Annotated in this window: 11 protein-coding genes and 2 pseudogenes; 10 read left to right on the forward strand and 3 right to left on the reverse strand. The window is 65.0% G+C overall.

The window, feature by feature from the left end:
• Nucleotides 1-54: 54 nt before the first annotated feature.
• From ACHMW6_RS19955 to ACHMW6_RS19965, 3 genes are read left to right on the forward strand one after another with little or no spacing between them, the layout of a single operon-like run.
• Nucleotides 55-1104: an efflux transporter outer membrane subunit gene (locus ACHMW6_RS19955; RefSeq protein WP_395399229.1), complete on the forward strand. Its 1050-nt coding sequence runs from the start codon at nucleotides 55-57 to the stop codon at nucleotides 1102-1104.
• Nucleotides 1105-1116: 12 nt separating this feature from the next.
• Complete coding sequence (locus tag ACHMW6_RS19960) at nucleotides 1117-2247, forward strand: efflux RND transporter periplasmic adaptor subunit (protein WP_395399231.1); 1131 nt, start codon at nucleotides 1117-1119, stop codon at nucleotides 2245-2247.
• Nucleotide 2248: 1 nt separating this feature from the next.
• Nucleotides 2249-3796, forward strand: coding sequence for an MFS transporter (locus tag ACHMW6_RS19965; RefSeq protein ID WP_395399233.1), 1548 nt, complete (start codon nucleotides 2249-2251; stop codon nucleotides 3794-3796).
• On the opposite strand, the gene ACHMW6_RS19970 is transcribed toward ACHMW6_RS19965, so the two are convergent.
• Nucleotides 3783-4403 carry a helix-turn-helix transcriptional regulator gene (locus ACHMW6_RS19970; RefSeq protein WP_395399235.1) on the reverse strand — a complete coding sequence of 207 codons (621 nt, stop codon included), beginning with the start codon at nucleotides 4401-4403 and terminating at the stop codon, nucleotides 3783-3785. The two genes, ACHMW6_RS19965 and ACHMW6_RS19970, sit on opposite strands and share 14 nt — an antisense overlap.
• Nucleotides 4400-5641 (reverse strand): MFS transporter, encoded by a 1242-nt coding sequence (locus tag ACHMW6_RS19975; protein ID WP_395399238.1) that lies wholly within the window; start codon nucleotides 5639-5641, stop codon nucleotides 4400-4402. The genes ACHMW6_RS19970 and ACHMW6_RS19975 overlap by 4 nt, the downstream gene beginning before the upstream one ends.
• A gap of 187 nt (nucleotides 5642-5828) precedes the next feature.
• On the opposite strand from ACHMW6_RS19975, the gene ACHMW6_RS19980 reads away from it, so the two are divergent.
• Complete coding sequence (locus ACHMW6_RS19980; protein ID WP_395399240.1) at nucleotides 5829-7274, forward strand: PLP-dependent aminotransferase family protein; 1446 nt, start codon at nucleotides 5829-5831, stop codon at nucleotides 7272-7274.
• Nucleotides 7275-7470: 196 nt separating this feature from the next.
• Here the strand turns inward: ACHMW6_RS19980 and ACHMW6_RS19985 are convergent, their stop codons facing one another.
• Nucleotides 7471-8133, reverse strand: coding sequence for a GntR family transcriptional regulator (locus ACHMW6_RS19985; RefSeq protein ID WP_395399242.1), 663 nt, complete (start codon nucleotides 8131-8133; stop codon nucleotides 7471-7473).
• A gap of 132 nt (nucleotides 8134-8265) precedes the next feature.
• Between ACHMW6_RS19985 and dctP the strand changes: the two genes are divergently transcribed.
• From dctP to ACHMW6_RS20015, 6 genes and pseudogenes are all read left to right on the forward strand, one after another.
• Nucleotides 8266-9282 carry a TRAP transporter substrate-binding protein DctP gene (gene dctP, locus ACHMW6_RS19990; protein WP_395399244.1) on the forward strand — a complete coding sequence of 339 codons (1017 nt, stop codon included), beginning with the start codon at nucleotides 8266-8268 and terminating at the stop codon, nucleotides 9280-9282.
• 56 nt (nucleotides 9283-9338) lie between these two features.
• Nucleotides 9339-9834, forward strand: a pseudogene (locus ACHMW6_RS19995) (TRAP transporter small permease).
• Complete coding sequence (locus ACHMW6_RS20000; protein WP_395399246.1) at nucleotides 9831-11180, forward strand: TRAP transporter large permease; 1350 nt, start codon at nucleotides 9831-9833, stop codon at nucleotides 11178-11180. Before ACHMW6_RS19995 ends, ACHMW6_RS20000 begins: the two are co-directional and overlap by 4 nt.
• A pseudogene (mdcA, locus tag ACHMW6_RS20005) lies at nucleotides 11180-12848 on the forward strand (malonate decarboxylase subunit alpha). The gene ACHMW6_RS20000 and the pseudogene mdcA overlap by 1 nt, the downstream one beginning before the upstream one ends.
• An 8-nt stretch (nucleotides 12849-12856) precedes the next feature.
• Nucleotides 12857-13171, forward strand: coding sequence for a malonate decarboxylase acyl carrier protein (gene mdcC, locus ACHMW6_RS20010; RefSeq protein WP_395399248.1), 315 nt, complete (start codon nucleotides 12857-12859; stop codon nucleotides 13169-13171).
• On the forward strand, nucleotides 13168-14052 hold the full coding sequence (locus tag ACHMW6_RS20015; protein ID WP_395399250.1) for a biotin-independent malonate decarboxylase subunit beta: 885 nt from the start codon (nucleotides 13168-13170) through the stop codon (nucleotides 14050-14052). The genes mdcC and ACHMW6_RS20015 overlap by 4 nt, the downstream gene beginning before the upstream one ends.
• The last annotated feature ends 1 nt before the right edge of the window (nucleotide 14053 follow it).

Below are 14053 nucleotides of genomic sequence, written 5' to 3' on the forward strand. Positions count from 1 at the left end.
CCCAGCTGTCCGCCAACGCGCGCAGCACGCGCCAGCTGTACAGCGAAAACAGCAATGTGCCCAAGCCGTTGGCCGGCAGCTGGCAATGGGCCGAACGAAGCGACACTCAACTTCTCCTACGAGCTGGATTTCTGGGGCAAGAACGAAGCCAGCCTGCAGGCCGCCATCGGCCGCAAGAACGCCGCCCAGATCGACGAACACGCCACGCGCCTGGTCCTCATCGTCGGCATCACGCAAACGTATCTGCGCCTGTCGCAAGCCCACGCCCAGCTGGAACTGGCGCAGCAGGTGCTGAAGCAGCGCGAACACGTGCTGGACCTGACCCGCCAGCGCGTGAACGCGCAGATCGACTCCAGCGTGGACCTGAAACAGGCGGCGTTTGCGATTCCCGTCGCCCGCGAGCAGATCGCCGCGGCGAAGGAGTCCATCGCCCTGCTGCAAACCCAGCTCGCCGCGCTGACCGGCGCCGGCCCGGACCGAGGCCTCACGATTTCACGTCCGCAGCTGCAGGCCATCAAGCCTGCAGGGCTGCCGTCCGCCCTGCCCAGCGAACTGCTGGCGCGCCGTCCGGACGTGGTGGCCCAGCGCTGGCGCGTGGAAACCCAGCTGCAGGACATCAAGGCCGCCCGCGCCCAGTTCTACCCCAGCTTCAACCTGGCCGGCCTGATTGGCCTGCAAAGCCTGGGCTTCGGCAAATTCCTGCAGGGCGGCAGCCAGGTTTCCGCGCTGGGCGCCGGCCTGTCCCTACCCATCTTCGACGGCGGCCGCCTGCGCAGCAGCCTCGCGCTGCGCAACGCCGATTACGACGTGGCCGTCGAACAATACAACCAGACCCTGGTCGATGCCCTGCGCGATGTGGTCAGCCAGCTGACGTCCATCCAGTGGCTGCAGGAGCGCGCCGCGCAACAGGCGGAAGCGCTGGCTACCGCGAAGCAGGCCTACGACCTCGCCGTGCGCCGCTACGAATCGGGCGTCGGCAACTACCTGCAGGTGCTGGCGGCGGAAAGCCAGGTCCTGTCCCAGCAGCGCAGCCAGATCGATTTCGACGCCCGCGCTTTTGACCTCGATATGAATCTCGTCCGCGCGCTTGGCGGCGGCTACTGAAAGGAGCACATCATGAAAAAGCAGATCTTTGCAGGCGCCGCGGCCGTTCTCGTGGCCAGCATCGCCGGCGCAGCATGGCTGATGAACACCGAGCCGGCCAGGCAATCGACCGAGGACGCCTACGTCGAGGGCAATATCATCCAGGTCACACCGCAGGTGGGAGGCAGCGTGACCCAGATCGCGGCCGACAATACGGACTTCGTGAAGGCCGGCCAGCCGCTGGTGCGCCTGAACGACGTGGACTCGCAGCTGGCCGTGTCGCGCGCCGAAGCCCAGCTCTCGCGCGCCGTGCGCCAGGTGCGCGTGCAGTTTGCGAATGCCACGCAGAACAAGGCCAATGTGACGCTGCGCGCCACCGAACTGGCCCGCGTACAGGCCGACCTGGCGCGCCGCAGGCAGCTGTCGCAAAGCGGCGCCGTTTCCGGTGAAGACGTGCACCACGCCGAGGACGCCGTGAAGACCGCGCAAGCCGCGCTCACCGTCGCGGAGCAACAGCTGGCCAGCTCGCAGGCGCTTGTGGACGATACCTCGATCACCAGCCACCCCGATGTGCAGGCCGCCGTGTCCCAGCTGCGCGACGCTTACGTGACGGCTGCCCGGACCACGGTGCGCGCCCCGGCCAGCGGCTATGTCAGCAAGCGCAATGTGCAGATCGGCCAGCGCGTGAATGCGGGCAGCGCCGTGATGTCCATCGTGCCGCCCGAGCAGATGTGGGTCAATGCGAATTTCAAGGAATCGCAGCTGCGCCGCATCCGCATCGGCCAGCCGGTGCAGCTGGTGGCGGACGTGTATGGCAAGAGCGTGCGCTACACGGGCCGCGTGATCGGCCAGGAAGCCGGCACCGGCAGTGCCTTCTCCCTGCTGCCGGCGCAGAACGCCAGCGGCAACTGGATCAAGGTGGTGCAGCGCGTGCCGGTGCGCATCGCCCTCGACCCGAAGCAGCTGGCCGAGCACCCTTTGAAGATCGGCCTGTCCATGCATGTGGAAGTGGACACCTCGCAGCCTGGCAGCGCCACGCCGCCTGCCGCCACGACCGCCTACCGCACCGACGTATTTGAGCACGAACTGCAGGATGCGGATGTGGCGATTGCCCGCATCATCGCTGCCAACGTCGGCGGCAACAAGCTCGCCCGGGTGAACTGAAATGAACGCCGCCGCTCCGGCCCCGCGCATGAAGCTCCTGCTGGCTACGATCCTGGTGCTGAACTTCATCGAGTTCCTGCAGACGGGCATGATGTCCTTCGGCGCCAGCGCCATCCAGGGCCAGGTCAATGCCTCGCCCGAGGAATACAGCATCGTCACCGCCGCCTATGCCGCCGTGGCCATCGCCGTCATCGCCAATATGCGCTGGTTCATCGAACGCCTGGGCTGGCGCAAGTTCATTCACGGTTCCATCGTCATCTATATCGCCGGCGCCGTGATCTGCGCGCTGAGCGAAACCTTCCCGCAATTCCTGCTGGGGCGCCTGGTCATGGCCCTGGGCGGCGGCGCCTTCATGACCAGCGCGCGCATGCTGGTCAATGTGATTCCTCCCACTCCGGCGCGCATGAAGGGCATTCTCGCCTTCGTCACCGGGCTGACCATTGCCAACGCCGCCGGCGCATGGACCGTGGCCGAACTGTTCGAGGCGGACTGGTTTGCCGGCATCTTCATCGTGCTGATTACGCTGGCCCTGCTGGCCGCGCTGCTGGCCGCCTTTGGCGCACCGGACGAGCCGCTGCCCGAGTCCGAGCACAGCGCCTCGCATTTCGGCCCCCTGCTGGCTGTCGCCGCCGGCAGCTTCCTCTTGCTGTTCGCTTTCCAGCGTGCGCTGTATGACTTTTACAGCAGCCTGCCCTACCTGCTGGTGCTGGGCGCGGCCGGGCTTGCGGCGGTGCTGTGGTTCGTGCGCCACCAGCACGACAGTGAACGTCCGCTGCTGATGCTGAAGCGCCTGGTGCAGAAGCGCTACCTGGCGGCGCTGGGCGTGTTCACGCTGGCTTATGTCGTCCTGGGCGCCAACAATGTGATGCTGCCTTCGCTGATGCAGCGCGCCATGGGCTTCAGCTGGCATTCGGCGGGCATGGTGCAGTCGATCGGGCTGACGTCCGCCTTCTTCATCTTCATCGTGAAGATTCGCATCCTCAAGGTTTCGCCGGCGCCGCAGAAGTTCTATGCCGCGTCCTTCGCCTTCCTCGCGATCAGCGGCTGGCTGCTGTCCGGCCTGACCACGGAGGCCAGCCTGTGGCGCAATGTGCTGCCGGCCATCGCCTTCTTCGGCATGTTTGTCGTGGTGGTGCAGGCCACGACCGCGATCCACGGCTTCGCGGAACTGGCGCACGATGAAGTGGCCTTCATGCACGGCCAGCAGGTGAAGAACATGCTGGTGCAATTCGGCAGCGCGCTGGGCATTGTCGGCGCCACGCTGCTGCAGCAATGGCGTACGGCGGAGCATTTGTCCGTGCTGAACCAGCGCTTCGCCACCGGCGACCCGGAACTGGGGCATTTACTGGAACAGTTGACGGGCGCCTTCAGCGCTTCACAGGGTGCGCAAGCCGGCGCGGTGGCGCTTGGCCAGCTCGCGCAGTTGCTGAATCAGCAGGCGGCCCTGCTGTCCCAGCTGGAATACTTCCATATGCTGGCCCTGATGTCCGCCGTGATGGCGGTGGTCATGTACTTCCAGCGCACCATCACGCTCTTCAAACCGGCTTGATCACATAGGCGCAGCGGCGCGCGCCGGACAGGATGTGCTCCGCGCGCTCGACGCTGCAGTCCGGGCCGAGCACGCGCCGGAACACGTCCAGCTCCGAGCGGCAGAATTGCTGGCATTCGCGGGCGGCGGCGCAGATCGGGCAATGGTTTTCGACCAGCAGCAGCGTGCCGTCGTCGCGCTTCTCCACTTCAGCCATATAGCCTTCCACGTCGCGCGCCAGGGCCAGCGCGTTCACCCGTTCAGGCAGGGCGGCGTTATCGTCGATGGATTCACGGTAGAAGGCCTCGCTGGCCTGCTCGCGCGCGGTGATCAGCTTTTCCATGCCCTGCTCGCCGAACAGCGAGCGCACTTGCGTGATCAGCTGCAGCGTGAGATCGGCGTGGCGGTCGGGGAAGCGCGCGTGGCCCGCTTCCGTCAGCAGCCAGCGGCGCGACGGGCGCCCCACTTTCTCGGCCACGTCTTCATAGCTCACCAGGCCTTTTTCCTGGGCCGCTTCGAGATGGCGGCGCGCGCCCATCGAGGTCAGTTCCAGCATGTCCGCCAGTTGCTGGGCGGTCTTCGGGCCGCGCGTTTTCAGCAGGAAGAGGATTTGGTCGGCGGTGTTCAAATACTTGCTCCGGTTACGTTTTCGTTTGCTTTTGCGCCGGCGGGTGACGGCGCCAGCTCCCCGCGCCATCCGCGCAGGCGCCAGCCGGCCCAGATGCTCAGCACCGCGCCGAGCACCAGGATCAGGCGTGTGTCGGCCAGCGTCAGCACGGAGCCGGCAAGCGCCATCAGGATATTAGCAAAACAGAAGGTCATCGACAGCAATCCCATGACCGCGCCCTGCCCGTGCGCGGCGAAACGCTCGGCGCACCAGGCTTGCAGCGTGGCGTTATAGAAGGCGTTCGGGATGCCGAACAACGCGATGGCGACCAGGCCTGTCCACATATTACCGAGGGCGACGCCGGCCACCGCCGCGCCGACCAGCAGCGCAAACACGCTGGCGCGCTTGAGCGGATCGGCCTTGCTCGGACGGCCCGCGATCACAGCGGCCAGCGTCATGATCGCGCACAGCGCCATATTGGTGGTGGCGATGCCGCGCGCATCGTAGCCGCCCTGCTCCACCAGCCAGAGCGGGTAGTATTCATAGAAGGCCGTTACGCCGCAGGTGGCGGCAAGCTGGATGATGAACAGCGTGCGCAGGTCGGTGTGGCGCAGCAGCTTGACCACATGCCGGTCGCGCGCCACCTGCCACCACGACGGACCTTCCGCCGCGGCTTCCTGCCGCGGCACGGTTACCGCGACCAGCACGGCCGCCAGCACCAGCGCGGCGACGGCCGCCAGGAACGGCACCGCAATGCCGAAGCCCAGCGTGAAGCCCGCCATCACCGGCCCCACCAGCCAGCCCAGATGCAGCGCGCCATTCACCAGCGACAGTGCGCGCAAGCGCAGCGGTCCTTCCAGGCGCTCGGCAATCAAGGCCCGCGCCACGGCGGCATTCCCTTCCAGCAGGCCGGTCACGAAGCGCGCCAGCACGAACAGCGGATACGACTGCGCCACCAGCGCGGCGGCGGTCAGCGCGTGCCCCACCGCCGCGCCGAGCGCCGTCACCAGCAACAGCGGACGACGCCCGAAACGGTCCGACAGGGGACCGGTCAGCGCGGTGCCGATCAGCAGCCCGATCGGGTTGATGGTCAGCGCAATCCCGAACAGCAGCTTGGGCGGCAGGCCCAGGAAATTATTCAGCGCATTCGGCGCATCGCCTGCAAACAGCGGCGGCAAAATCGGATACGGCAGCGACGCGCCCACGGTCGATAACAGCGCCAGCAGGCAGGTGGCGGCGATGAGGAGGATGTTGTTCATGGGGTCCACTATAGGCGACAACCCACAATAAGTAAACAAAATAGATTACTTAATATCAAAGCGCCGCCGCAGCATCCTTAAACCAACGGCAAAAAGCAGGTGTCAGCCACGATGTGGCTGACACCAGGTTCACGCCTTGGGTTTTAACAGCCTTGCCAAACCGCTCCACAGTAGGCAATGTGGCGCCATGGAACTCCACATCACCATCGAAGGCCGCAAGGATCTGGCGGGTCAGCTTTACCGTCAACTGGCCGACGCCATCAAGACCGGCCGCCTGGCGGACGGGCAGCAGCTGCCGCCCTCGCGCCTGCTGGCAGAGCAGCTTGGCATCTCGCGCAAGACCGTCTCCGAAGCATACAGCCGGCTAACGCTGGACAAGCTGCTGGAAGGCCGCATCGGCGCCGGCAGCTATGTGCGCGCGCCGGCCGGGACACGCACCAGGCCCGAGGCCACAACCAAGCTGTCGGCCGCCGAAACCATCCGCAAGTGGGAAGAACTGTCCACGCCCCTGCGCCAGCCGCCCGAAAGCCGCTCCCGCTACGACTTTGTCGGCGGCCGCTCCACGCCGGGACACTTCCCGAAAGAAGAATGGCGCCGCTGTGTGCTGCACGCCCTGCGCGAGGAAGAAACGATGCGTGGCCGTTACAGCAGTACGGCCGGTCTGCCTGCGCTGCGCGAAGCCATCGCACGCCACATCTCCTTTTCACGTGGCGTGCGCTGCACGGCGGCCGACATCGTCGTCACCAACGGCGCCCAGCAGGCGCTCGACCTGCTCGCCCGCGTGCTGCTGGAACCGGGCAGCGTGGTCGCGATGGAAGACCCCACCTACCCCGTCGCGCGCCAGCTGCTGGCCAGCCACGGCGCCCGTATCGCCAGCGTGCCGGTGGACGATGAGGGCATGGTGGTCGATCAGATACCCGCCGATGCGCGCCTGATCTACGCAACGCCCGCCCACCAGCTCCCGCTCGGGATGCCCATGAGCGGGGAGCGCCGCCAGGCGCTGCTGGAGCGCGCCGCACGGATCGGCGCCATCGTCATCGAGGACGATTACGACAGCGAATTCCGCTACGAGGGCCGTCCCACCGATTCGCTGCAAAGCATGGACACGCAGGGCGTGGTCGCCTTTGTCGGCACGTTCTCTAAAGTCCTGCTGCCGGAGCTGCGGCTGGGCTATGTGGTGCTGCCGCCGGCGCTGCAGAATGCCGTGCTGAATGCGAAGCACCTGCAGGACTGGCATACGAACACCCTGAACCAGCATGCGCTGGCCAAGTTCATTGAGGACGGCTACCTGCAGAAGCATATCCGGCGCTGCCACGATATTTACAGCTCGCGCCGCGCGCGCTTGCTGCAGGTGTTCGAACGGGAGCTGTCAGAATGGTTCCGCGTTGTGCCGGCAACGGCGGGGTATCACTTGTCGGCGCTGGCGGTGGCGGACGTGGACATTAATTTGCTGATCCGCCTGGCGCATCGGGCGGAGGTGGGCTTGTATCCGCTTTCGGTCTTTTACCACGACCTGCCGCCGCGCGCGGGGCTGTTCATGGGGTATGGGGCGATTGATACGATGGATATCGAGACGGCATTGCTGCGCGTCAGGGATATATTGCGCCAATTGGGAGGCACGGCGGATCAATGATCCGCCCTACGCGTCCCGTGAACATTTCGAATCGGCCGCGCGTCCCGTGATCATTTGCGATTCGGCCACGCGTACCGCGATCATTTTCGATTCGGTCGCGCGTCCCGGGATCATTTTGCTAATCGGCCGCGCGCTCCGTAATTATTATGCGAATCGATGGTGCGTAGGGCGGATCATTGATCCGCCGTGCGTGCGGTCACGCGGCGCTGCGCGTCAATTGCGGCAACGACGCCATCAAATCCGAAAACCGCTGCCCCTGAATCATCACATGATCGCGCAACAACTCCGCCGCGCGTTCGCCGTCGCCGGACAAAATGGCCTTGACCACCCCATCATGCTCCGAATACGAATGCCCGATCCGGTTGCGCACGCGTAGCTGCAATCGGCGGTAAGGACGCAGCCGGCGGTACAGGCTGCGCGTCTGCTCCATCAGGAACTGGTTATGTGAGCAGGCGTAGATCGCCTCGTGGAAAGCCTCGTTGCGATAGTAATAGTCATCCGGCTCCTGCGCTTCGGCCGCGGCCTTGCAAGCCTCGTGCGCCGCCAGCAGCACCGCCTGGTCCTCGGGCGTCATGCGGCGAGCCGCCAGCCGTCCGCAGGTTGCCTCCAGCTCGGACATCACCTCGAACATTTCCAGCAACTGCTGCGGCCCCAGCTCAGCAACAATCGCACCGCGGCGTGGCCGGATAACCACAAGTCCCATCGACTCCAGCTGGATCAGCGTCTCGCGGATGGGGGTGCGGGACACGCCAAAGCGCGTCGCCAGCTCGGTTTCGTCCAGGTGCTGCCCCGGCTGCAGCTCGCCCATCGCGATCATTTCCTCGATGGTTTCTCTCAGGGTGGATGAGTGTTTCGTCATGATACTGGCCGTTACTCTGTATATGTAAGCTCATTATAAGACGTAAATATCGCTTGACAACGTATGCAGTGAATATATTCTTGTATACATAAAAAGCGTAACCGCATACTTACCCACTCCTTGGAGGATGACATGACGAATATGACCCGTAGGGCAATTCTTGGCGCGCTCGCAACCAGCCCCCTGTGGCTGCAAACGGCCTGGGCCCAGAGCGCGAACATCAAGATTTCCCACCAGTTTCCCGGCGGCACCCTCACCGAGGGGGACTTCCGCGACCGCCTGACCCGCATGTTCGCAGCGGAAGTTGAAAAGCGCACCAAGGGCGCGCTGAAGTTCGCAATCTATCCCGGCTCTTCGCTGATGAAGACCAACGCCCAGTTCTCCGCCATGCGCAAGGGGGCGCTGGACATGTCGCTGGTGCCGCTGTCCTATGCCGGCGGCGAAGTACCTGAAGTGAATATCGGCCTGATGCCCGGCCTCGTGACTTCCTATGAACAGGGCTACGGCTGGAAGAACGCGGAAATCGGCAAGGAACTGACCAAGCTCCTGTGGGACAAGGGCGTGGTGCTGGTCAGCTGGATCTGGCAGGCTGGCGGCGTGGCCTCGCGCACGAAGGCCGTGGTTGCCCCGGAAGACGCGAAAGGCATGAAGATCCGCGGTGGTTCGCGCGAGATGGACCTGATCTTGAAGGCCGCCGGCGCCGCCGTGGTGTCGCTGCCGTCCAATGAAATCTATGCCGCCATGCAGACCGGCGCGATGGACGCGGCCCTGACCTCCTCCACTTCCCTGATCTCCTTCCGCCTGGAAGAAGTGTCGAAAGCGCTGACCACCGGCCGTGGCGGCGCCTACTGGTTCATGTTCGAACCGCTGATGATGTCGCGCGCCGCCTACGAGCGCCTGCCGAAGGACCAGCAGGCCGCCATCATGGCGGTCGGCGCCGACCTGGAAAAATTCGCGCTCACCGCCGCCAAGGCCGACGACGACCAGGTCGCCGCCGTGTACCAGAAGGCCGGCGCCAAAGTGGTGGACCTGGACAAGGCCACCGTCAAGAAATGGCAGGACATCGCGCGCACCACCGCCTGGAAGGACTACGGCGAACGTAACGAGAACTGCGCCAGGCTGCTCAAACTCGCGGAGAAGACGCTGTGAGCCACGGTTTCGAGCTGAACCCGGCCAAAGGGCCGGCCCTGCCGACAGCGCCCGGGCTGTCCGCAGTGGGTGGTTTTATCAACAAGGTCAATAACGGGCTGGTGGCCTTGTCCATGATCGCCATGGTGCTGACGGCGCTGATCCTGACCTACTCGGTCGTCTCGCGCTACTTCTTCCACGCGCCAACCGACTGGCAGGATGAAGCCTCCATCTTCATGCTGGTCGGCGTGACCTTCTTCTGCTGCGCCTATGTGCAGTCGTATCGCGGCCATATCGGCATCGAAGCGCTGGCGTCCATCCTGCCGCCGAAGGTCAATGCCGTGCGCATGTTCTTCGTGGACCTGCTGTCCTTCGTGTTCTGCGCCTTCTTCTCGTGGAAATCCTGGACGCTGTGGCACGAAGCCTGGGGTGGATGGCCAGACCACCACCTCCACTTTCGCGCCGCCGCTGTGGATTCCCTATTCCATGATGGCCGCCGGCATGACCCTGCTGTCCCTGCAAATCCTGCTGCAGGTTCTCGCACGCATCACCGATAAAGGAAGTGCATCATGAGCGAGCTGTCCCTGGGCGCCCTGTACGGCGCCGTCACCCTGGTCGTGATGTTCTCCGGCATGCCGATCGCGTTCGCGCTCGGCGTGGTGGCTACGTCCTTCATGTACTTCTTCATGCCCGCCTCTTCCCTGGACACGATCACGCAGAACGTGTACGAGGAAATGGCGTCGATCACGCTGCTGTCGATTCCGCTGTTCATCCTGAAGGGCGCAGCCATCGGCAAATCGCCGGCCGGTAAGGACCTCTACTCCGCCATCCACACCTGGCTGCACAAGGTGCCGGGCGGCCTGGGTATCGCCAATGTGTTTGCCTGCGCCCTGTTTGCCGCCATGGCCGGCTCCTCGCCGGCCACCTGCTCGGCCATCGGTTCGGCCGGCATTCCCGAGATGCGCAAGCGCGGCTATTCGCCCGGTTTCGCGGCCGGCATCATCGCCGCCGGCGGCACGCTGGGCATCCTGCTGCCGCCGTCCATCACCATGATCCTGTACGCCGTGGCTGCCGAGCAGTCGCTGGGCCGCCTGTTCCTGGCCGGCATCGGCCCGGGCGTCCTGCTGGTGCTGCTGTTTGCCGGCTATGCCGTCTACCGTGCCCGCACCGAATACAAGCTGGCAAAAGAGATCTACGAAAAAGGCGGCGTGAAGTCGGCCTACCTCGAGGACGAACACTTCACGCTGCGCGAGAAAGTGGAAATGCTGCCGCGCGTGCTGCCCTTCATCGTGCTGTTGATCGGCGTGATGATTGCCCTGTATGGCGGCTTTGCCACCCCGTCCGAAACGGCGGGCCTGGGCGCCCTGCTGGCCATCGTGCTGATTGCCATCGTCTACGGCGCGTGGAGACCGAAGGAACTGTCGCCGATCCTGACTTCGACCATCAAGGAATCGACAATGCTGTTGCTGATCATCGGCATGTCGCTGCTGTATTCCTATGTGATGAGCTACCTGCACATCAGCCAGGCCGCCGCCAGCTGGGTGGTGGGCATGCACCTGTCGAAGTGGGTGCTGCTGGCGACCATCCTGCTGCTGGTGATCGTGCTGGGCTTCTTCCTGCCGCCCGTGTCCATCATCCTGATGACCGCCCCCATCATCCTGCCGCCGCTGCGTGAAGCGGGCTTTGACCTGATCTGGTTCGGCGTCGTCATGACCATCGTGATGGAAATGGGCCTGATCCACCCGCCGGTGGGCCTGAACATCTTCGTCATCAAGAACATTGCGCCGGATATACCGCTGAAGGATGTGATCTGGGGCGTGATGCCTTTCCTGCTGCTGATGGTGGCCGCGGTAGTCCTGCTGTGCATGTTCCCCGGCATCGCCACCGGCCTGCCTGATATGGTGATGGGAGCGAAATAATGAATGCCCCGACACGTGTATGGGACTCGTTGCAGCGTAACCGCGCCGATCGCCTGGCGCGGGCGCAGTCGGCTCTCGGCAGCGACCTGGCGGGCAAGGCCCTGCCGGCCGCGCGCATCGAAGACTTGCTGCACGCCGTGCTGGAATGCGGCGACCGCGTCTGCATCGAAGGCAATAACCAGAAGCAGGCGGACTTCCTGGCCGGCGCCCTGTGCCGCCTGGACCCGCAGCGCATCAACAACCTGCACATGCTGCAATCGGTGCTGACGCTGCCCGAACACCTCGATGTATTCGACCGCGGCGTCGCCTCGAAGCTGGACTTTTCCTTCTCCGGCCCGCAGGCGGGCCGCGTGGCGAAGCTGGCTTCGGCCGGCAAGCTGAATATCGGCGCCATCCACACTTACCTGGAACTGTTCGGCCGCTACTTCATCGACCTGCCGCCCGCGCGTGTCGCTGGTGGCAGCCGAAGCGGCCGACCGCAAGGGCAATATCTACACCGGCCCGAACACGGAAGATACGCCCGTCATCGTGGAAGCCACCAGCTTCAAGAATGGCATCGTCATCGTCCAGGTCAACAGGATCATGGACGAACTGCCGCGCATCGATATCCCGGGCGACTGGGTCGATTTCGTCGTGGAGTCGCCCTCGCCCTACTATATTGAGCCGCTGTTCACGCGCGACCCGGCCCAGATATCCGAGATCCAGGTGCTGATGGCCATGATGGCGATCAAGGGCATCTATGCCGAATACCAGATCCAGCGCCTGAACCACGGCATCGGCTTCGACACAGCCGCCATCGAGCTGCTGCTGCCGACCTATGCCGAGTCGCTGGGCCTGCGCGGCAAGATCGCCACCAACTGGGCTCTGAACCCGCACCCTGCCCTGATCCCGGCGATCGAGGCAGGCTTCGTGGACTCCATCCATTCCTTCGGCTCCGAACTGGGCATGGAAAACTATATCCGCGCCCGGCCGGACGTGTTTGCCGTCGGTCCCGATGGTTCGATGCGCAGCAACCGCGCCTACTGCCAGGCGGCGGGCCACTATGCCTGCGATATGTTCATCGGCTCCACCCTGCAGATCGACTTGCAGGGCAACTCGTCCACCGCCACACTGGGCCGCATCGCCGGCTTCGGCGGCGCACCGAACATGGGCGCCGATGCGCGCGGACGGCGCCACGCCAGCCCGGCATGGCTGAAAGCCGGCGAGCAGGCGCGCGCCGGCACCGGCGCCATCCCGCGCGGCCAGAAGCTGGTGGTGCAGATGGTCGAGACCTTCCGCGAGCATATGCAGCCGGCCTTTGTCGAGAAGCTGGACGCCTGGGAACTGGCCGAGCAGGCGAAAATGGCCATCCCGCCCGTGATGATCTACGGCGACGATGTCACCCACATCCTTACCGAGGAAGGCATCGCCAACCTGCTGCTGTGCCGCACGGCCGAAGAACGCGAACAGGCGATCCGCGGCGTGGCGGGCTATACGCCGGTGGGCCTGGCGCGCGACAAGCGCATGGTCGAGAACCTGCGCGACCGCGGCATCATCCAGCGCGCCGAAGACCTGGGCATCGACAAGCGCCTGGCCACGCGCGACCTGCTGGCCGCGAAAAACATGAAAGACCTGGTGCGTGCCTCCGGCGGCCTGTATGACCCGCCCAAGCGCTTCCGCAACTGGTAGGAGCCGATATGGAAACTCTGAATTACCGATTCGAACAGGGCACGCGCAAGCTGGCGGCCGAGCCAAAGGTTGTCGGCGTCGTCAGCTCGGGCAACCTGGAAGTGCTGATCGAAAGCGCCGCGCTGAATGGCGGCTGCGAGATCGCGATCCAGACGGCCGCCGTGGGCTTCGGCCCGATCTGGCAAGCCGTAATGCAGGACTTCCAGCAGCGCTGGCAGCTGGCCGATACGCGCATCGCCATCAACGATATGGGCGCCACGCCGGCCGTGGTCAGCCTGCGCCTGGACCAGGCGGTGGAAACCATGCTGGGAGAGGCCAAATGAGCAGCTACCTGGAAGCGAATGCGCGCGAGCGGCTGTCGCTCTTCGACTCTTTCGAGGAATTCATCGGGCCGGCGCAACGCGTGGTCAGCCCGCACCTGGGGCAGCTGAATGCGCCCGTGTCCTTCGATGACGGCGTGGTCGTCGGCCGCGCCACGCTGGCCGGGTCGACCGTGTTCGCCGCCGCGCAGGAAGGCGGCTTCATGGGCGGCGCTGTCGGCGAAGTGCACGGCGCCAAGCTGGTAGGCATGCTGCGGCGCGCAGTTATCGAGAAGCCGGACGCGGTCGTGCTACTGCTGGAAACCGGCGGCGTGCGCCTGCACGAAGCCAATGCGGGCCTGATCGCGGTGTCCGAAGTGATGCGCGCCGTGCTGGATGCACGCGAGGCGGGCATTCCCGTGATCGTGCTGATTGGCGGTTCGAACGGGGCTTTTGGCGGCATGGGCATTGTGGCCCGCTGCGCGAACACGCTGATCATTTCGGAGGAAGGCCGCCTGGCCATGTCCGGCCCGGAAGTGATCGAGACTGCCAACGGCGTCGAGGAATTCGATTCGCGCGACCGTGCGCTGGTATGGCGCACGACGGGCGGCAAGCACCGCTACCTGATGGGCGATGTGCATCGCATCGTCGACGACAGCATCCCGGCCTTCCGCGCTGCCGCCATCGAAGCCATCGCAGCCGCCCGCAACGGCACGGTCGAACTCACGCTGGAGGCAATGGAAGCCGAACAGGCCATGCTGGAGCAGCGCATCGCCCGCTTCGGCGCCCTGCCCGATCCGCTGGACGTCTGGGGCGCAATGGGCGTGTCCTCGCCCGCCGACGTGCCGATGCTCGACGTCGCAGCCTTCACGGCCGCCGCCAACCCACACCGCCAGGGAGTATGAC

It is taken from the genome of Pseudoduganella sp. UC29_106, from assembly GCF_044055365.1.
In the GTDB taxonomy this organism is placed as follows: Bacteria; Pseudomonadota; Gammaproteobacteria; order Burkholderiales; family Burkholderiaceae_D; genus Rugamonas.